The organism is Leptolyngbya sp. FACHB-60 (assembly GCF_014695775.1).
GTDB lineage: Bacteria > Cyanobacteriota > Cyanobacteriia > Phormidesmidales > Phormidesmidaceae > Nodosilinea.
Window position 1 is genome coordinate 69,707 of record NZ_JACJOX010000017.1, and the last position, 16,934, is coordinate 86,640.

Annotated in this window: 19 protein-coding genes and 1 tRNA gene; 10 read left to right on the forward strand and 10 right to left on the reverse strand. The window is 55.9% G+C overall.

Features of this window, described 5'->3' with window-relative positions:
- The first annotated feature begins 44 nt into the window (after positions 1-44).
- The 4 genes from H6F57_RS05100 (at position 45) to H6F57_RS27455 (ending at position 7,058) form a co-directional block, all read left to right on the forward strand.
- Positions 45-4,046 carry a choice-of-anchor I family protein gene (locus tag H6F57_RS05100; protein ID WP_347279961.1) on the forward strand — a complete coding sequence of 1,334 codons (4,002 nt, stop codon included), beginning with the start codon at positions 45-47 and terminating at the stop codon, positions 4,044-4,046.
- 561 nt (positions 4,047-4,607) lie between these two features.
- Positions 4,608-5,570, forward strand: a complete 963-nt coding sequence (locus tag H6F57_RS05105; RefSeq protein ID WP_190627957.1) for a sensor domain-containing diguanylate cyclase — start codon at positions 4,608-4,610, stop codon at positions 5,568-5,570.
- A gap of 129 nt (positions 5,571-5,699) precedes the next feature.
- Positions 5,700-5,772 (forward strand) — tRNA-Glu (locus H6F57_RS05110).
- Between the two features lie 149 nt (positions 5,773-5,921).
- Positions 5,922-7,058, forward strand: coding sequence for a site-specific integrase (locus H6F57_RS27455; RefSeq protein ID WP_190627956.1), 1,137 nt, complete (start codon positions 5,922-5,924; stop codon positions 7,056-7,058).
- Between the two features lie 220 nt (positions 7,059-7,278).
- On the opposite strand, the gene H6F57_RS05120 is transcribed toward H6F57_RS27455, so the two are convergent.
- The 9 genes from H6F57_RS05120 to H6F57_RS05160 all read right to left on the reverse strand — a co-directional run bounded on the left by H6F57_RS05120 (position 7,279) and on the right by H6F57_RS05160 (position 12,293).
- Positions 7,279-7,476 (reverse strand): DNA-binding protein, encoded by a 198-nt coding sequence (locus H6F57_RS05120; protein ID WP_190627955.1) that lies wholly within the window; start codon positions 7,474-7,476, stop codon positions 7,279-7,281.
- The gene (locus tag H6F57_RS05125; protein WP_190627953.1) at positions 7,469-7,903 is read right to left on the reverse strand and encodes a hypothetical protein; all 435 of its coding nucleotides are present in this window, start codon (positions 7,901-7,903) and stop codon (positions 7,469-7,471) included. The genes H6F57_RS05120 and H6F57_RS05125 overlap by 8 nt, the downstream gene beginning before the upstream one ends.
- On the reverse strand, positions 7,887-8,351 hold the full coding sequence (locus H6F57_RS05130; RefSeq protein WP_190627950.1) for a hypothetical protein: 465 nt from the start codon (positions 8,349-8,351) through the stop codon (positions 7,887-7,889). The genes H6F57_RS05125 and H6F57_RS05130 overlap by 17 nt, the downstream gene beginning before the upstream one ends.
- Complete coding sequence (locus tag H6F57_RS05135; protein ID WP_190627949.1) at positions 8,344-8,742, reverse strand: hypothetical protein; 399 nt, start codon at positions 8,740-8,742, stop codon at positions 8,344-8,346. Before H6F57_RS05135 ends, H6F57_RS05130 begins: the two co-directional genes overlap by 8 nt.
- Positions 8,729-11,044, reverse strand: coding sequence for an AAA family ATPase (locus H6F57_RS05140; protein ID WP_190627947.1), 2,316 nt, complete (start codon positions 11,042-11,044; stop codon positions 8,729-8,731). Before H6F57_RS05140 ends, H6F57_RS05135 begins: the two co-directional genes overlap by 14 nt.
- Before the next feature lie 106 nt (positions 11,045-11,150).
- Positions 11,151-11,528 carry a hypothetical protein gene (locus H6F57_RS05145; RefSeq protein ID WP_190627945.1) on the reverse strand — a complete coding sequence of 126 codons (378 nt, stop codon included), beginning with the start codon at positions 11,526-11,528 and terminating at the stop codon, positions 11,151-11,153.
- A 108-nt stretch (positions 11,529-11,636) separates the two neighbouring features.
- The gene (locus H6F57_RS05150) at positions 11,637-11,837 is read right to left on the reverse strand and encodes a hypothetical protein (protein ID WP_190627943.1); all 201 of its coding nucleotides are present in this window, start codon (positions 11,835-11,837) and stop codon (positions 11,637-11,639) included.
- Between the two features lie 5 nt (positions 11,838-11,842).
- Positions 11,843-12,013: a hypothetical protein gene (locus H6F57_RS05155; RefSeq protein ID WP_190627941.1), complete on the reverse strand. Its 171-nt coding sequence runs from the start codon at positions 12,011-12,013 to the stop codon at positions 11,843-11,845.
- Position 12,014: 1 nt separating this feature from the next.
- Positions 12,015-12,293 (reverse strand): hypothetical protein, encoded by a 279-nt coding sequence (locus tag H6F57_RS05160; protein ID WP_190627940.1) that lies wholly within the window; start codon positions 12,291-12,293, stop codon positions 12,015-12,017.
- Positions 12,294-12,477: 184 nt separating this feature from the next.
- On the opposite strand from H6F57_RS05160, the gene H6F57_RS05165 reads away from it, so the two are divergent.
- The 6 genes from H6F57_RS05165 (at position 12,478) to H6F57_RS05195 (ending at position 16,358) form a co-directional block, all read left to right on the forward strand.
- Positions 12,478-12,693, forward strand: coding sequence for a helix-turn-helix domain-containing protein (locus H6F57_RS05165; RefSeq protein ID WP_190627938.1), 216 nt, complete (start codon positions 12,478-12,480; stop codon positions 12,691-12,693).
- Positions 12,694-12,771: 78 nt separating this feature from the next.
- Positions 12,772-12,975 carry a hypothetical protein gene (locus H6F57_RS05170; protein WP_190627936.1) on the forward strand — a complete coding sequence of 68 codons (204 nt, stop codon included), beginning with the start codon at positions 12,772-12,774 and terminating at the stop codon, positions 12,973-12,975.
- A gap of 487 nt (positions 12,976-13,462) precedes the next feature.
- Positions 13,463-14,050, forward strand: coding sequence for a hypothetical protein (locus tag H6F57_RS05180; RefSeq protein WP_190627934.1), 588 nt, complete (start codon positions 13,463-13,465; stop codon positions 14,048-14,050).
- On the forward strand, positions 14,047-14,433 hold the full coding sequence (locus H6F57_RS05185) for a hypothetical protein (protein WP_190627932.1): 387 nt from the start codon (positions 14,047-14,049) through the stop codon (positions 14,431-14,433). Before H6F57_RS05180 ends, H6F57_RS05185 begins: the two co-directional genes overlap by 4 nt.
- Before the next feature lie 3 nt (positions 14,434-14,436).
- Positions 14,437-14,967, forward strand: a complete 531-nt coding sequence (locus tag H6F57_RS05190) for a hypothetical protein (RefSeq protein ID WP_190627929.1) — start codon at positions 14,437-14,439, stop codon at positions 14,965-14,967.
- 2 nt (positions 14,968-14,969) lie between these two features.
- Positions 14,970-16,358 (forward strand): hypothetical protein, encoded by a 1,389-nt coding sequence (locus tag H6F57_RS05195; RefSeq protein ID WP_190627927.1) that lies wholly within the window; start codon positions 14,970-14,972, stop codon positions 16,356-16,358.
- Positions 16,359-16,523: 165 nt separating this feature from the next.
- On the opposite strand, the gene H6F57_RS05200 is transcribed toward H6F57_RS05195, so the two are convergent.
- Entirely contained in the window at positions 16,524-16,886 is a 363-nt protein-coding gene (locus H6F57_RS05200) for a hypothetical protein (protein ID WP_190627925.1), read from the reverse strand.
- Positions 16,887-16,934: the final 48 nt, after the last annotated feature.

Here is a 16,934-nt window from a genome sequence, read left to right on the forward strand (position 1 = left end):
CCGAAGATAACTCCGTAGCATTGGCTACCAGATGTGACCCCCAAGTGTTATCCATGGCTGACTTCACGCTCCAACTCTTCCATGCCGCTGACCAGGAGGGCAATATTACCGCCCTTGACGATGCCCCTCGGTTTTCAGCCGTATTAAATGCCCTAAAAAATCAAGATATTGATGGTGATGGCGTAGCCGGCTTTGCCAATACGCTGATTTTGTCTTCTGGGGATGCGTATATTCCTGGCGTATTTTTTAATGCCAGCGCTGATGCTTTTGGCGGTGCTGGTCGCGGCGATATCCTAATTCAAAACGCCCTGGGCTTTCAGGCGATCGCCTTTGGCAACCACGAATTTGACCAGGGTACTGCTTTGGTGGCCGATCTGATTGGCGGTGGCGAAGACGATCCAACTACAGAAATCGACGAATCATTTGCTGGAACAGCGTTTCCTTACCTAAGCAGCAACCTTGACTTCAGCACCGATGCCAACCTAGCCGATTTAGTCATACCCGATGCCGCCGCTCCCCAGCCTAAAGGCATCGCGGCCTCTACAGTCATTGAGGTCAATGGCGAGAAAATTGGCGTGGTAGGGGCCACGACTCCCACCATCAGCAACGTCAACGTGCGCATCTCTAACCCTGGAACTGTCACAGTGCTGCCTCAGCCCTTTGACAGCAGCCCCACCCCAGACCAGCTGGATGCCCTAGCCGCCGAAATTCAGGCCGATGTCGATGCTCTGCTGACCGCTAACCCCGACATCGATAAAGTTGTGCTGCTGGCCCACATGCAGCAGATCGCCATTGAGCAAGAGCTGGCCCAGCGGCTATCGAACGTCGATATCATCGTTGCCGGTGGCTCTAACACTCGTCTCTTCGACACGGACGATCGCGCCCGCGCCGGCGACACCAACCAAGGTATTTACCCCATTATTCAAACCGGGGCTGACGGCAACCCCATTGCCGTGGTCAACACCGATGGCAACTACAAGTATGTCGGTCGCTTGGTAATTGACTTCGACGAAAACGGCGTGCTCTTGCCTGAGAGCTACGACCCAACGATCAGCGGAGCCTACGCCACCGACGATGAGGGCATTGCGGCCGTAGGTGGTGAAGGACTGGCGGATCCGGCGATCGCAGCAATTACCGCTGCCCTGCGCGAGGCTGTGATCGCCACCGAGAGCAACGTGTTTGGCGTCAGCGAAGTATTTCTCAACGGCAACCGGGGCGCGGTACGCACTCAGGAAACCAACCTAGGCAATCTCACCGCCGATGCTAACCTGGCGATCGCTAAGGGCGTTGACCCGACGGCAGTCATTTCTCTCAAGAACGGCGGCGGCATTCGCAACAACATCGGCCAAACGCTGGTGCCTGCGGGCGGCACGGGTGAAGCTGAGCTGCTGCCCAATGAAGCAATTCCCGGAGTAAAACCAGCGGGCGGTATCTCTCAAAACGATGTGGCCAATGCCCTATCGTTTAACAATGCGCTCTCACTCGTCACGGTAACGGCTGAAGAACTGCTGGCCCTGATTGAGCACGGTGTTTCTGCCAGCCTGGCAGACGATAGCGCTACCCCTGGCCAGTTTCCTCAAATTGGTGGTTTTTCCTTTAGCTTTGACGTCAATGGTGAACCCGGCAACCGCGTTCAGTCCCTGGCGATCGAGGCTGAAGATGGCACCGATATTGACGTCGTGGTGCAAAATGGCGAGATTGTGGGCAACCCTAGCCGCACCTTCCGCATGGTGACCTTGAGCTTCTTGGCTGACGGGGGCGATGGCTATCCCTTCCCCACAGGTGAAGCGACCAACCGCATTGACTTGGTAGATGAAACGGCTCCTGTAACGGGCAATGCTACCTTCGCCCCCGATTTCAGTGAGCAAGATGCTTTAGCGGAGTATCTGTTCGACAACTTTGGCGCAGATACTCCTTTTACCGCAGCTGAAACGGGGCGCGAGTTGGACAGCCGCATTCAAAACCTGGCCTTCCGTAGCGATGCGGTGATTGACAGCGTTGATCCCACCGAGCCCACTGATCCGACCGATCCCACCAATCCGACCTCTTTGCTGGTACCCGTCGGCACCTACAGCACGGGAGTTTTTGACGCCAGTGCCGCTGAGATTGTGGTTCACGACCCGGCGACCCAGCGGCTGTTTGTGGTCAATGCCAACGTTCCTACCGTAGAAGTGCTAGATATTAGCAACCCCAGCAACCCTACCAAATTATTTGACATCGACCCCTCGGCGTATGGAGCCGGGGCAAACAGCATGGCAATTAGCAATGGCATCGTTGCGATCGCTATCGAAAGCGCTGAAAAAACCGACCCTGGCAGCGTCGTGTTCTTTGACGTTGACGGCAACTTTTTGAATGCCGTTACTGTGGGCGCTCTGCCCGACATGCTGACCTTTACCCCCGACGGCACCAAGGTGCTGGTGGCCAACGAAGGGGAACCCAACGCTGACTACAGCATTGACCCCGAAGGTTCGATCAGCATTATTGACCTCTCAGGAGGCGTAGAAAACCTTACCCAGGCCAATGTCACCGCCGCTGGCTTCACCGCCTTCAATGACCAGCGCGATGCGCTAATCGCCGATGGGGTGCGAATCTTTGGCCCTAATGCCACCGTGGCCCAAGATGTTGAGCCAGAGTACATTGCGGTGACCGGCGACTCTCGCACCGCCTACGTGGCCTTGCAAGAGAACAACGCCTTGGCCGTAGTGGACATTGCGTCGGGGGTCGTCACCGACATTTTGCCGCTGGGGTATAAGGATCACTCGGTGGTGCCGCTGGATGCCAGCGATCGCGACGACGCCATCAACATCACCACCTACCCCAACCTGTTTGGCATGTACATGCCCGACGCGATCTCGCTCTACGAAGCGGGTGGCGCAACTTACATCGTCACCGCCAACGAAGGGGATGCCCGCGAGTACGACACCTTTGCTGAAGAAGCGCGGGTGAAGGATCTAGCGTTAGATCCTGTGGCATTCCCCAACGCTGCTGAACTTCAGGCTGACGAAGCCCTAGGCCGTCTTACCGTTACCACTACTCTGGGCGATGCCGACGGTGACGGTCTCTACGAAGAACTGTACGCCTTTGGTGGGCGCTCTTTCTCAATTTGGAATACCCAAGGCAATCTGGTCTACGACAGCGGCGCGGAGTTTGAGCAGACTATCGCTGAGCTGTTCCCCACCGAGTTTAATTCTGACAACAGCGAGAATGGCTCCTTTGATAGCCGCAGCGATGCTAAGGGCCCTGAGCCTGAAGGCGTGACTATTGGTGATGTCAATGGACGAACCTACGCCTTCATTGGACTAGAGCGGTTTGGGGGTGTCATGACCTACGACATCACCGACCCCAGTTCACCGTCCTTTGTCGATTTCGTCAACAACCGCGATTTTGCCGGTGACGCTGAAGCTGGTACTGCGGGCGATTTGGGAGCTGAGGGATTAATTTTTATCTCCGCCAAAAATAGCCCCAATGGCAACCCTCTAGTAGTGGTAGCCAACGAGGTCAGTGGTAGCACGACTGTATTTGATGCCAGCGCGTTGGATTCTTCTGGCCCTGGGGAACCTAGCCCTGAGGCACCTGACTTCTTTCTTGACCTGCGCGATATTACCGGAGCAGTAGCTGCAACCTTTACTGTCAATCGAGAGGCGGCCTTCGACAACTTTGCAGGCTTTTACCGGGTCGCTGACATCAATGGCGGCATTGACATTACCGGTGACGGTATAGCTGACATTACTCCGGGGCAATCGGGGTATACCGAGGCTGCTTTAGCGAACCGCGCACAAGATGTGGCGCTGACCACCGCCAACCTAGTGACGTCGCTCTTTGAATCGACGGTAGCCGGAGGTAGCCTCTACGCCCCCTTCCTAATCGCCAACGGTAATTTGGACAGATTTAACTCTAACGAGGTGTACTTTGCCTTTGGCAGCGCCAACGCCGACGGGGTTGAGCACATTCGCGTTAGCGATGGCGCGATCGGGTTTGAGGATCTGTTTGGTGGTGGCGACAATGACTTCAACGACATCGTTGTAAAGGTTGCCGTATCAGTCTAAAGGTCAGCAGTAACCAGGGTTAATCAGCAGCTAACCGCTAATGGACTCTTGACTGCATAAACTTATATAAAAGCAGGCTCAAAAACTGAGCCTGCTTTTTTGTTGCCAGCACAACAAATCTTCAGCACTCGTCTCAACTAGATTAGGAAGGCTTGGCTCAAGGTATAGCAGCTCTAAAACTTAGGGATCGCAACAAAACATTACGCCGCCATCAAGATATGCGCCACAAGAGAAATAGTTCTTCAATTTAATTCACTTATCTTTAGCGTAGGCCATTGGTTTTGTCGCTGAGCAGCAAAGTTTTGCTGGCGATCGCACCGTCTTTAAGCATAGCTTTTACCCTTTTCCCCAAAGACTAAATTAGCTCGACCAATTAGTTCTAATTCTTCCTGTTTAAGCATTTCAGCCCAGAAAATCCTTGATTTTGTCGCTTCAGCTACTCATTCCCATCTTTAAACAGACTTACTCAAGAAGTTTTGTTTTTCGTAGCTTATCGGCCCAATGGCCAATATTCTTATAAAAGAAGAGAGCATTGAGGTAGTTACTTTAAAAGCACTATCAATGACGTTCATACCTACTATTGATGCTAGTCAGCTGCTTGATTTCAATACCGCAGCCCTGGCCGTTTTAACCCATCTACACGACCGGCTTGGCTTTGACCTGTGGATGGTAACGCGCACCGAGGGTGAAGACTGGATTGTTTTACAGGCTAATGACGCAGGCTATGGTGTCAAATCCGGAGATGTTTTTCGCTGGTCTGACTCCTTCTGCTCTCGCATGATCAAAGGAGAAGGCCCTCGCATTGCCCCCTCGTCTGAGGCGGTGGTGGCCTACGCCGAAGCTCCCATCGGGCAACAAGTCAAAATTGGTGCCTACGTGGGCGTCCCCCTTCTAAAAGAGGATGGCACTCTATTTGGCACCCTTTGCGCCATCGACCCGCTGCCTCAGCCCCACGCCATTCAGCAGGAGCTGCCCTTAATCGAGCTTTTAGCCCAACTGCTCAGCCGCATTCTCCACGCCGATATAAAATCCGCAAAGCAGGCGCGACTAGCCGAACATCTGCAAACAGAAGCGTTGACCGATGGCTTGACTGGGCTCTACAACCGTCGCGGCTGGGATCAACTCTTAGACAGCGAAGAAGAACGCTGCGCCATCTATGGCTACCCCGCCAGCATCATCGTCATTGACATCGATGACTTGGAGACAGTCAACGACAGCCAAGGCCACGCCGCTGGAGACCAGATTTTACAGCGCACTGGGCACCTGCTTAAGCAAATAACTCGCAAACAGGATACCGTTGCCCGCATTGGTAGCGATGAGTTTGCCATGCTCTGTGTGGAGTGCCCTCTAGTCGAGGGAGAATTGATTAAATACCACCTAATGAAAGCCCTAAGCGAAAGCCAGATTCATGCCTCGGTGGGCATTGCGGGCCGCCACCCTAGCCAAGGACTGCGTTGGGCCTGGGCCAATGCCGATCGCGCCATGTATAGCCACAAGCACGCTAGCCAACAAAAAAACCGTTAACCACGTGATTAAAAGTGGCCACAGGCAGTTATAGTAATATTCAGTCGGCCATCACCGTTGGCCAAACCAACAAAAACCAGTTTGACAAGGGTATACCTGTTATCTATACTGGGGATTGTTGAAAAATAGGCCCCCATCGTCTAGAGGCCTAGGACACCTCCCTTTCACGGAGGCGACGGGGATTCGAATTCCCCTGGGGGTATAGTTCTAATACCACGATGTTATCAGCCCTGTAGCGCTCAAACGCCTACGGGGCTTGCTTTTTAGATACCATTGCGGAATGTGTATTAACCCTAATTAACCCTAATTAACCTTAATCGCCCCTGTTTTTTTAGGCCAGATTTTAGGCACGTGGAAATAGCCGGTAAATTACGCCAGGTCAATGGCAGGCTTAAGGCCAGCAAAGTGGGGGTCACCGTTGAGCAGCACGGGGACAAATTGCGACTGCGGGCCACCCTGCCACCAAAACCGGGCAGCTCACAGGCAGAACCTTCCCAGCAGCGGATCAGCTTGGGGCTACCAGCGAACCCTGACGGTCTCAGGCGAGCGGAGAAAGAGGCGCGACTGTTGGGTGCCCAGCTGGCGGCCCGCGAATTTGAATGGGAGCGGTGGGGAGTTGTAGGGGCCGCTGTGCCCACTTGGGGCTGTGATGCGGCAATAGAGGGGTTTAAGGCCCAGTACCTCGCCGCCGGTGGCACCCTAGACACTTGGGAGGGAGATTATTTCAAGCCGCTGCGCAAACTGCCACCAGCAGCAGTGCTCACCGGTGACCTACTGCGCCAGCTGGTGGAGAGCACCACGCCAAACAGCCGATCGCGGGTTCGGGTCTGTGTGGCTGCGGGGGCGTTGGCTAAGTTTGCTGGGGTGGAGTTTGACCCTAAGCCCTATCGGGGCAACTACAGCCCCACAAAGGTAACGCCCCGAGACCTGCCCACCGACTTGGCGATCGTGGAGGCGAGGAATAACGTACAAAACCCGGCTTGGCGGTGGGTGTTTGGCATGATGGCTACCTATGGCCTCAGGAATCATGAAGTGTTCCACGTCGATTTATCGTGCTTCCCTCGCGTGAAGGTGAGGGAGACCACCAAAACCGGGGCTAGGGAGGTGTGGCCTTGCTATCCAGAATGGGCGGAGGAATGGGGGCTAAACTATCCGGTGTTTCCGCCGATCGACCTCGACCGGAGTAACCAGAAGATTGGCAATTCAGTCACCAAATACCTCAGCCCTCGCATGGACTTTGTGCCCTACGATCTGCGCCACGCTTGGGCTATTCGCACGCTGTTGTTTGGGTGGCCTGTGGAGCTGTCGGCCCGGCAGATGGGTCACAGTGTTGACGTTCACACGCGCACCTACCAGCGGTGGATCAGTTCTCAGCAGATTGAGAGCGTGTATCGACTGCTGGTGGAACGGTCTGATCGCCCGAAGCCGCCGGAGTCCAGAGGGTTCCAGCTTGGAGCTGTTCTTCAACGCCGGGGGGATATTCGTTAATCCAAATCCCCTCGGTAGAGCCCAGTTTTTTACGGAGCATTGCTATAAACTCAGGAGCTTTGACGCGAGCGACAAAATTCCTATATTTGTCATCGCCAGTTGTGGCGATCGCCTGAGGCTCTACCCCAAGCTCAGGAGGAGTTAAGGCAAGGGCTTTTTGAACACGCTCACACATTCCACGGTCGTTTTCATCGACCCAAATTTCTAATCTGTACACGGGCTAAGCCTCCATCAGCTTTTGGATTTTCTTGAGGTGCCATCGATAGGTGGGCCGCCAGGCGCTGGGGTTGAGAACGCGGTAGTGGGTGCCTCGTTTGAAAATGGTATCCCGGTTCTCTCTGAGATATTTGGCACTACAGCCCAGCTCTTGGGCGGCCTGGCTGGTGGTGAGCCAGACGCGGGGGGCGTTTTTAGGCATCGACTTTCTCCCCCAGTGCTTCTACTAAGCGCGCGAGCAGGGCAACCCGCTCGCGTTCGGTCAAGCCATTGAAAACGCGATCGCAGTATTCCTCGATCGATGCCTCAGCATCTGGGGGCAGCTCGCGGGGCGGTTCGAGGAATAGGCGATAGATCCCGGTGGGGCTTTCGCTGGTGAGCATTTTTAGAGGGTAGTCGGGGAGTTTGTGAGATATCCACCCTTCAGCCAGGCCCTGGGCTATGGTTTCGGCGTCTGCTTTGGGCTTGCAGATGGGCAGGCCGATGGGGTTTTGTACGATATTCGGCTCGGGGTTGTCGAGCTCGCGGGCGATCGCAATCAGATGATCGGCCAGGCGCTCTGGCACCCTGATCGCCCTGGTTGGGCCGCTCCACTTGGCGGGGCGGCCTGCTTTAGTTTTCTCGGTCATAGCGCCCCTCTATCTGGTTTTTATATTTCGCTCGGTAGTGAGCCAGGCGTATGGAGGGCATAAGTTCGTCAGGCACTAACCAGAGCCTTTGCTTACCACTGCATGGCACCGCAGGAATTGCCACAACATCAGCCAGCCGCCAGCCAATTGGGCCGCGAAACCAGGGGGAATCAGAGCTTGTCACATTACCGACGAATCGGGCGATCGCCACAATGCCGGTGGGGTGCTCTGAGCCATCTGGCGGACACCCTAGACCGATGTTTTGCCGGAGCCAGTCAGCGCTCTGCCGGTCATATTTCAGTCCGGCGTGGATGGCGATCACGCTACCAGTCGCCAGAGGACAGGCCCAAGAGCGGTTTTCAATGTCTTTGCCCAGATGCGCGATCGCGTAGGCCCATGGACGGTGAAAGGTTATGGCTTTTAGTGGTCGTTTGGTGGGTTTAGCCATCGATCGCACCTCCCAGCAGGGTTAATTGACCAGCTCTCTCGCGTTTGGCCTGGCTGTTGGCCACACGATAGGGGGCGTCGTGGCGTAGATGGCAGGGGGCGCAGAGTGCCCGCAGGTTGGACGGGGCGTTGTCGCTAGGATCTTGGTTGAGATGAGCCACCGTGAGCACAAATCGAGTGGGGTGTTCGCAAATGGTGCTGGTGGCGGTGTGGTTTACCCAGTCCAGCTCTGGCCAGTCCTCTCCCTGCATGCGCACGATGAAGTCAAACAAGATTTCTCCCGTCATCCGGCAGGGCCTGCCGCACTCCTGACATTTCCAATCGGCTTCGCTTTTCACTTTGAGCGCTATTTCGTCCCAGTTTTTGGCGTAGCGGCTTTTATCCATTGGCATGGTCTTCAACCTCCAGTTCAACAGCGGGGTTTTCGATGGGCTTAAGAAATTCGTTGTTGAACTGCTGTGTGCCCATGCCGGGGACGTACACCGTTGAGGCGTGAACCCCTTTCTTATCAAGCCTTACAGCAGTTTCTAACTCTGTGCAGTACAGCCAAACTTCGGTGGGCTGTTGAACTCGTGTTGAACTCGTGTTGAAGAGCTGTTGAACTTGTAAACCCTTGACCTGTAAGGGTTTCGGCTCTGAGTTCAACAAATCCCCAGGTGTGGGGGGTGGGGTCTCTGGCGAAAAGTGATCATTATTTTGATCACTTTTCGAATTTAGGATCACTTTTTCCGTAGGAGGGGAGGAAAAAATATTTTGTTGAACTGACCCTCTAATGCTTTCGTCGTCTGGGTTTCCGCTCTTCAACAGCGAGTTCAACTGTTGAACTTGTTGAAGAGCCTTTTTGACGTAAACAGCGGCCCTTTGGTCGCCGCGTTTTTCAACCAGGTCGTCAGCCTGAAGCCGCTTCAGCACTTCATAGAGAGAACGCTTTGGCAGGTTGGTCTCTTGGGCTATCTGGTCTAGCTTGGCGCTGCCCACCTGGGTGAGATAGGCGAGCACCCGATCGCGCTGGCTCAAGTCGACCTCGGGGCCGTGCCAGTTGCCCAGCAGCCGCCATTCGAGGGTGTTGGCGTCGAGCAAAATTTGCAAATCCATCTTGTTCCAGCCGTTTTCTACGCATAGGCGATAGTTGCGCTCGTCGGCGGCGAGCACCATGGTGCCGCGACAGGTGGCCCTAATGGCGCTGCTGCCCCTGATGGTCTCGAAGATGTCGGTGTCTCCGGCGTTGTTGACGTTGACTTTGCCAGTGTGGTGCACCAGCAGACCGGTGCAGCGCTGGCGTTTACACATTTCTTGCAGCGGTTCTAACAGCTGGCTCATCTCGGCTGACGATTCGCTGATGGCGCTGTCTCGGATGCGGCTGAGGGTGTCGAACACCACCAGCCGGGCCCCGAGCTCTTCGACCAGCTCATCTAGATGGTTCAGCTCTGAGAGCTTAAATTTGTCGAGCCAGTAGACGGGCATTCCCTCAGTCCACCCCTGTTTCAACTCACGTTCTTTGGTTTTGGTGTCGCTGTCTTCGCAACGAACGTAAATAACGGCCCCCTGGGAGGCGGGCCGCCCCATAAACTTGCCGCCGGTGGCGACGGCCTTGGCCAGGGTAAAGGCCAACAGCGATTTGCCAGCCCGGGGGGAGGCCGCCAGCAAAAACAACTCATCGGCGGTCAGAATGTCATCGACGAGCCAGTCGGTGTAGTCGGGGGCGGTGGCCAGCAGTTCGTCATTGGTGACCAGGCGATCGCGCAGGGGGTTGTCTTTTTTCTTCGGTTCCCAGGCTTTTGCCTCGGTGGCCTTGGTGGTGAAGTCGGCCCAGAGGCCAGCATTTAGGGCATCGCTGACATCCCACCCCTCTGCCGGGGCTTCTGGGTGAGGGACGGTGGCCACCTTACAGCGCTCTTTGAGTAGATTCTGGACTTTGGCCGCTCCCTTTTGGCCGGGCTCGTCGAGGTCGTACCAAACGGTGACGGTGCCGGGCAGCTGCTCTAGAGTTTCCATTTGGGGGACGTTTCCAGCGCCACAGGTAAAGCAGCTCACCTGTATGTCATTTTTCAGCTCTGAATTACGTACAAAATGCCCGAGCAGCATGGCATCCCATTCCCCCTCGGTGAGCCATGTTTGAGTAGGGGTTTCTGGCTGGTGGGTGGTGTAGACCATCCTGGGAATGCCGTACTGGCTCCAGGCCTGGTAACCATCGGGCTGCTCTTCTTTTGGCACCCAGGGTCTGATTCTCTTCTTTTGGTAGTAGGCGGTGCCATCGGCGTTGGGAATGCTGACTGCGATCGCTGGTAAATGGGTGGACTTGGTGGCCTTGCTGCTGTCGCCTACTTTGGACCTCACCACTCCCAACCGGTAGCGCTGAATCATCTCTGAGGTGATGCCTCTATCGGTGAGCCAGCGGAGGGCATGGGTGCCGTGGTTTAGCAGCTGCTCTGTGGCGGCCTTCACCTTTTCGGGGCTCACCATGACGTTCTTCGCAGGTTTTGCCGGTGGTGAGCTGGGTGGTGGGAGGGTGCGATCGGCGGTGTAGCCCAGGGCGTCTTTTATTTGTTGGGGGAGACAACCGCGATGGCATTTGTAAGCCCCGCTCTCTAGAACGGATAGATTCTTAGCTGTTTTGCCGTCTGTGAGGCAACTGGGGCACGTGGCCCGGCCTTTGGTGTCGAACTCCACATATTTAGAGATGTCGAATGTCATAATGTTCAAATCTTGACTGGGGTAGGGTTTGTAGGCGGGTTGCAGCCCGCGAACCACGACAAAGAAAAGGGCCGGTACTCTTAGGGGGGTTCCGGCCCTTCTGTTTTTAGAATTCGTCTAGTTCTGGCGTTAGTACCTCCTCCTCTGCCGGTTGCAGTAGTGAGTTAAAGGGAGAAAGTTTAGGGGCATCGGGGTTTAGCCCTTGGGCCTTGAGGAAGTCGGCGGTTTGATTCCACTGCTCAGCCGCTGTCTTGATTTTGTTCTCCAGGCTTTCCAGCGATTGCTTATAGCGGTAGATGCGGCCATAAAGCTCATCGGCATCACCGTTGCTGCCAGCGTTGAGGGCGATCGCCTTCTGCCGCAGCTGCTCTACCACTTCGTCTGGGGTCTCGCCTTCTTCTACAGTTGCTCTGAGCGCAATGGATTCGTTGTTGTAGTTGCCCAGGTTGTAGAGGGCTTTGTATTCGACGTGGGTGATTTTCATAGTTGGGTTGAGGGTTGAGGGTTGAGGGTTGAGGGTTGAGGGTTGAGGGTTGAGGGTTGAGGGTTGAGGGTTGAGGGTTGAGGGTTGAGGGTGGCAGCCCCTTTGCTTTCAGAGGGGAAAGTCTTGCTCTGGTCGGTCGATCAGCGGGTAGAAGGTCACCTCGCGGTAGACCTCCATCATTTCCTGCTGCACAAATACGCGGTTGCCCCAGAGAATGACCTCTGGCTCTTGGCCTTGCGGAAATTTGGGGAGGTCGGCTTTGCGTACAACGTGGCCGTCTTGGGTCTCTAACCAGATGGTGGTGAACATCTAAATCACTCCACCTCGTCGTCTTGATCGGAGTCAAAAAGTTGCAGGTCGTCGAAATCGCCTTCCCAACCGCACTGCTGGCAGAACATGAAGAAGGTTTCTCCACCCAAATAGCCATTTGCGGTTGACTGTCTAATTTCGGCTGAGAGGCAGCTCGGGCAACGGTATCTGGTCATCTCAACTCACTCCTTCCTCTGCGATCGCGCTCCAATGCCAGGGGCTGTTGAGATGCGATGTTTCAGCATTTTCGGTGGCCCGCCAGAAAGCTGGCCACGGCTCGGGGTTGGTGCTGTAGGGCAGGCAGCCCTGCATGTTGCGATCGATTAGGAGAGGCAGCCAGGCGAGAAGGGCGCGCCCCCGGGGGCAGTCGATCCACCCCACGACTTCGCGGCCCCCTCCATCAAATGATTCGGCCCCCAGGATGGGCCGGAATGGTTGCAGTAGCTCTATCAGCATTTGCTCTATATCGCTCCATACAAAGGATTGAGAGAATAAATAGGCGGGCTGACATGTGAGAGTGACCAGCCCGCCTTGTCGTCTAGCGGAGCATATCAGTCTAACAAGTTAGTTGTAACTGTTCTGCTGATATGTTAATCATATGGTAGAGCCAAACCTGTTTGATGTCGAGGGAGAACCCCCGGTGAAAAAGATCAGAGAAGTCCTGGGGTTAACACAGCTCCAGTTCGCCCAGCTATTAGGTGTCTATCCCCACACCATCAGTCGGTGGGAAAACGGGAAAGGCAACGCGTTGCTGAGCATTGGTCAGATAAAAGCGTTGCTGGCGGCCTTGGAACCGTACGGCATAACGCTAAAAGACCTGCCAGACGATCTGAGTCGTCCAGCAGGTCAAAGCTAGGAGTTTAATTTTGCAAAACCCAGGGGCCCCGGTTGGCACTGAAACCCCTGGGATTAGCCACGAAGGGCATTTCTTATTATGACTACGTCCATATCGATCCCAACGCCTGAGTTTGAGCTAAGAGCCGATGTCTGGCTCCGCTACGGCGGAACTATGATCCCCACCAGCATCAAGGTGCGCCACTACGACCCAGACAAAGGCGGGTGGTTTTATCGCGTTGCCCTGTCGGGCAATTGGCACACCGCCGATGAGCTAGAGCACCGCACTGGGGAGGCTGCGTAGGTCATGGCCTCCCCTAAAACTCAAGCTCAGCAAAAAATTCTCAATCAGATTGAGACCAACGGCCACTACACAACCACATCAGACCGCAGTGCAAATACAGCTCACGCCCTAGCCGATCAGGGCGTGCAACACGTTTATAGCTGCGTTTTACCCGAGAACCCAGGCAAAACGACGCACCGCTTTATAAAGCGCCAATCTTGCCAGTCTCAATAACGTTCGCTGAGCCCGCGCCCCCAACTCTCCTTGGGGGGCGCTTTTTGTCGTTTAAAGGTTTTCCATCCATATGAATGACCAACTGCCTGCCCCGCTTTACTCACTCGATTTGACTCTTAAAGAAATCGAGGAGCTGACAGACCTGCTGGAGAACTGCATCCCAGAAGAAGAAGCAGCCAGGACTACTCCGTTTCTAGACCAACTCTACGACTTAATCTCGCTGGCTACTGCCCCACCAACACGACCTGTCTAACCGCTAACCCAAAGGTTCTCCATGAAACAGATTCTGATTCCTCTACCACTGGCCCTGCTGCTGGCTGCGCCTGCCTTTGGGCAGGTAGAGGCCCGCTACGGCTCTTACACCCTGCCCGATGGCAAGGTCATTCCAGAGGGGCAAAACCGCCCCCCTGCTACCCATGACGCGATCGCCTTTCGCCCCAACTGCGAGCAGGTCGCCCCGGTAGGGCAGACCAACGGCACCACCGCTTGGGTGCTCAACATGCCCGATGGTGCGGCCCGCATCCTAGCCACCTACCCCGCCGACCTGGATGGGTTCGAGGCAAAGCGCTACCTCTCCAACGATGGCCTATGCGCCTGGGGCGGGGTAGAGGTGCCGATCATCTACACCGCCCAGCTGCCTCAACAGCAACAGGCCCTGCAAGTCAGCAACCCCACCGGCACTGTGGAGGGCGACGATCGCCCATCAGCCAACTGGCTCGGGGTCGGGGCCGGTGCTCTGCTGCTGGCGGCGGTCGCTGGGGTCATCGCCAAGATGGCCACCGCCAAGCCCAAAGCTGCCCCCACCGATACCAAAGCCAAAGCCGCCGATGCCCTAGACGACCTGCTCGGGGGTGGCAAATGAAAACCCAGTGGATTGTCTTTTCACCCTTTCTCATCGCCGCCAGCCTGCTGGGCCTGGGGCTGGTCAGCACCTCCCTCGACACCGAGGGCAAAGAGATCCAGCAGCTGGCCGAAAGCCGCTATCGGGCCGAAGCTCGCAGCCTGTTTGAGGGCGACATGATGAGCGCCACCCAAGGCCTGGCCACCCAGCGCTATCAGTCTGGGAGCTGTGTCTACGTCGGCAACGGGGTCGAACTGAAAGAGGGCCAGGTTTACCAGCTGGCCAATAACACCTGCGTGGCCGATGGCTACGGCAGAACGGGGCTGATTGGCTCCAATGGCGCGGTGGGGCAACTCGCCACCACCCAAGACCGGCAAGTGATCCAACAATTTCTAGGATGGTGACCCATGGCAAATGCTAAGTTCAACGACCCAGAACGGGTTGATACCCTCATCGGCTGGGCCATTCTCATCGGGGCCGGGGGAGTGCTGTTCTACTACCTGGCCCTCAACATCTTTCCCTACGCTGCCTTCTTTGGGCAGCTGCTCAAAAATCTGATTCCTGAGGGGATACCCCTGCTGGCTCCATTGCGGGCGATCGCCACCGTGGCGGGCTGGGTCATTGGCATTGGGGCTTTAGTGGCCGTGCAAAGTGCCGAGGCCTGGCCGGTGCTGTTGGGAGGCTCACCCAAAGAAAGCCGCACCGACCGCTGGGAGCAAAAAATGTTTGTCGCCTCTGTCATTGCCACCGTGGGCTATGGCCTAGATGCCTTCTTCTGTGGCCGGTTCTGGCCGGTGCTGCTGGTGTCGATGGAGCAATTTAGGTTTGCTCGCATGTGGAGCCTCGTTAACTGGGGCAACATCGCCACTGTGGTGATCACGATGTTTGGAGTCGCTGTTTACGTTCTGCTCTGGCGTTTCGTGCGGAGGGCCATGTAGCCATGACTGACCAACAGATTCTCGACCTCAAAGACGCCCTACGGCTCAAGGTCACCAACCGGGCGATCTCCAACGTCCACACTCGTCTGGGGCTCGCGGGGCAGATTAGCGCCGCCATTGTGGCGCTGTGCTATCCAATAGGCGTGATCATTGCTGGCCCCATCGGGCTATGGGCCATGATTGCCCTAGCCACCGCTGTGGCCGGTGGGTCGCTGGCTGCCATCCGACAGGAGAGCAGCGCGATCGCCACTGGGGACGCCACTAAAGCCCGGCAATACCTCTCCCCTGAGGAACTGATCGAGTTCAATGATGCGGCTGTTCAAATTCAGGCCGCAGCCTCAAAAAAGCCAATGGGGGCAGCACCAGCGACTCAGGAGTCTGGCAGTGGAACGAATCCACCGGCACCTGGGAGCAAGTCAGCTGATGTTGCCCCTGTCCCCTTTGCCCCCATCAAACTAGACCCAGACTGCCCCCACTTCCTGTTGCTGGCAGGTACTAGGGAGGGAAAAACCAACGCCCTCCGCTGCCTGCTCGATGGCCATGCTCGCGTCAACTATGTGAGCACTAAGGCCACCGACAAAATACCCGCCCATTGGGATGGTTATGTTCTCGGGGGCACACCTGAAGACAAGGGTAAGCAGCTGCAATGGTTGCTCGCCCATTGGGGGGCCAAACTAGCTGCTCACGCCGAGGGCACCGATACTGAGCCGGAGTGGTTTGTCTTTGATGAAGCCATTCAAATTCAGACCTACGCCAAGCGCTCAAAGGTGAAAGGCCTGGCCGATGCCATAGCTGGGCTACAGGTTGAAATCGCTACCCAGGGGGCGGCGATCGCCGCCTATGGGGTGCTGTTGGCTCAGACTAAAAATGCCGGGCCATTGGGTATTGACCTTGACCTATTGCAGCAAAATTTCAGGATGGTTTTACCCCTGAAAAGTAAGCGGCGGTTAGCCCTCTCAGTCATCGAAAAGATGGGCGGGCTACGGCTCACCACCGAGCAACGGGAGGATATTCTTAGCAACCCTAACCGCTACTTACAATTGTGGTTAGGTGAGGATGAGGACATCTACCACGATGTCTTGCCCGAGTTCCAAGGGGAGTTAAAGCCCCTGGTTAAATGCCCGACCGAGGACGCTAGCAGCCCAGAGCCATCACCCCAGGAAACGACCGAACCCAAACCCCTAGGGGTGAAGATTTTGGATTACCTGAAGGGGCATGGCGAGGCCAAAACGGCAAGGGAAATTAGGGGCGCTTGCACCCGCTCAAGTGATAGCCCAAGGGCATCAGTTGACGAGGTGCGAGACCTCTTAGCCCTGATGATTTCTGAGGGGCAAATTACAAGATGGGAGGATGGGAACACCGACCGCTACCAGGTAACTGGCACAGTCTAGGTGTGGGCGTGGGCGAGGAAAAAATAGGGGTGTGGGCACACCCGCCCACACCCGCCCACACCCGCCCACACCCGCCCACACCCGCCCACACCTGAGCGCCCACACCCAACTGGCACAAACCCCGCCAAGCTATTTAGGAGTAGCTTGGCGGGGTATTTTTTGTGTCTATCGCCTATCCCTCAAAATGTCATCAATCACTTTCTCAGCGCACCAATTGAGCGATTTACTCATATTGGCCTGACGGGTCGAATGCAGCAGCCGCACCGACACTTCATAGTTATGGGTGTACTTCGTTATGCTGCTCACCGCCTGGCCGATTTCCTGCTGCTGGGCATGGTTCACCGGAGCTGTTCTCCTAGCCCCAGCAGGTGCTGGCCGATGGGCTACCCTCACCTTTCTAACCCTGCTCTGGCCACTACTGCCAAAACTGAAAAAAGGAATTTTCACCGCCCCAGAACGATAGAGCTGGTTATAGCGAATCCACCACGCCACAAAGCCAATCACAGCAAACGCTAACAGTACATCCATCGCCCTTTCCGGTGCTCTTAACAGAGTCTTCCCGGTCGGCTGAAAGGA

Bases quoted from the DNA above. Each gene is read 5' to 3' on its own strand.
- H6F57_RS05190 (WP_190627929.1), top strand. From the start codon at position 14,437: ATGGCAAATGCTAAGTTCAACGACCCAGAACGGGTTGATACCCTCATC.
- H6F57_RS05150 (WP_190627943.1), bottom strand. From the start codon at position 11,837: ATGTTCACCACCATCTGGTTAGAGACCCAAGACGGCCACGTTGTACGC.
- H6F57_RS05130 (WP_190627950.1), bottom strand. From the start codon at position 8,351: ATGGCTAAACCCACCAAACGACCACTAAAAGCCATAACCTTTCACCGT.
- H6F57_RS05170 (WP_190627936.1), top strand. From the start codon at position 12,772: ATGACTACGTCCATATCGATCCCAACGCCTGAGTTTGAGCTAAGAGCC.
- H6F57_RS05155 (WP_190627941.1), bottom strand. From the start codon at position 12,013: ATGACCAGATACCGTTGCCCGAGCTGCCTCTCAGCCGAAATTAGACAG.
- H6F57_RS05135 (WP_190627949.1), bottom strand. From the start codon at position 8,742: ATGCCAATGGATAAAAGCCGCTACGCCAAAAACTGGGACGAAATAGCG.
- H6F57_RS05140 (WP_190627947.1), bottom strand. From the start codon at position 11,044: ATGACATTCGACATCTCTAAATATGTGGAGTTCGACACCAAAGGCCGG.
- H6F57_RS05125 (WP_190627953.1), bottom strand. From the start codon at position 7,903: ATGACCGAGAAAACTAAAGCAGGCCGCCCCGCCAAGTGGAGCGGCCCA.
- H6F57_RS05200 (WP_190627925.1), bottom strand. From the start codon at position 16,886: ATGGATGTACTGTTAGCGTTTGCTGTGATTGGCTTTGTGGCGTGGTGG.
- H6F57_RS05160 (WP_190627940.1), bottom strand. From the start codon at position 12,293: ATGCTGATAGAGCTACTGCAACCATTCCGGCCCATCCTGGGGGCCGAA.
- H6F57_RS05185 (WP_190627932.1), top strand. From the start codon at position 14,047: ATGAAAACCCAGTGGATTGTCTTTTCACCCTTTCTCATCGCCGCCAGC.
- H6F57_RS05105 (WP_190627957.1), top strand. From the start codon at position 4,608: ATGACGTTCATACCTACTATTGATGCTAGTCAGCTGCTTGATTTCAAT.
- H6F57_RS05120 (WP_190627955.1), bottom strand. From the start codon at position 7,476: ATGCCTAAAAACGCCCCCCGCGTCTGGCTCACCACCAGCCAGGCCGCC.
- H6F57_RS05180 (WP_190627934.1), top strand. From the start codon at position 13,463: ATGAAACAGATTCTGATTCCTCTACCACTGGCCCTGCTGCTGGCTGCG.
- H6F57_RS05195 (WP_190627927.1), top strand. From the start codon at position 14,970: ATGACTGACCAACAGATTCTCGACCTCAAAGACGCCCTACGGCTCAAG.
- H6F57_RS05145 (WP_190627945.1), bottom strand. From the start codon at position 11,528: ATGAAAATCACCCACGTCGAATACAAAGCCCTCTACAACCTGGGCAAC.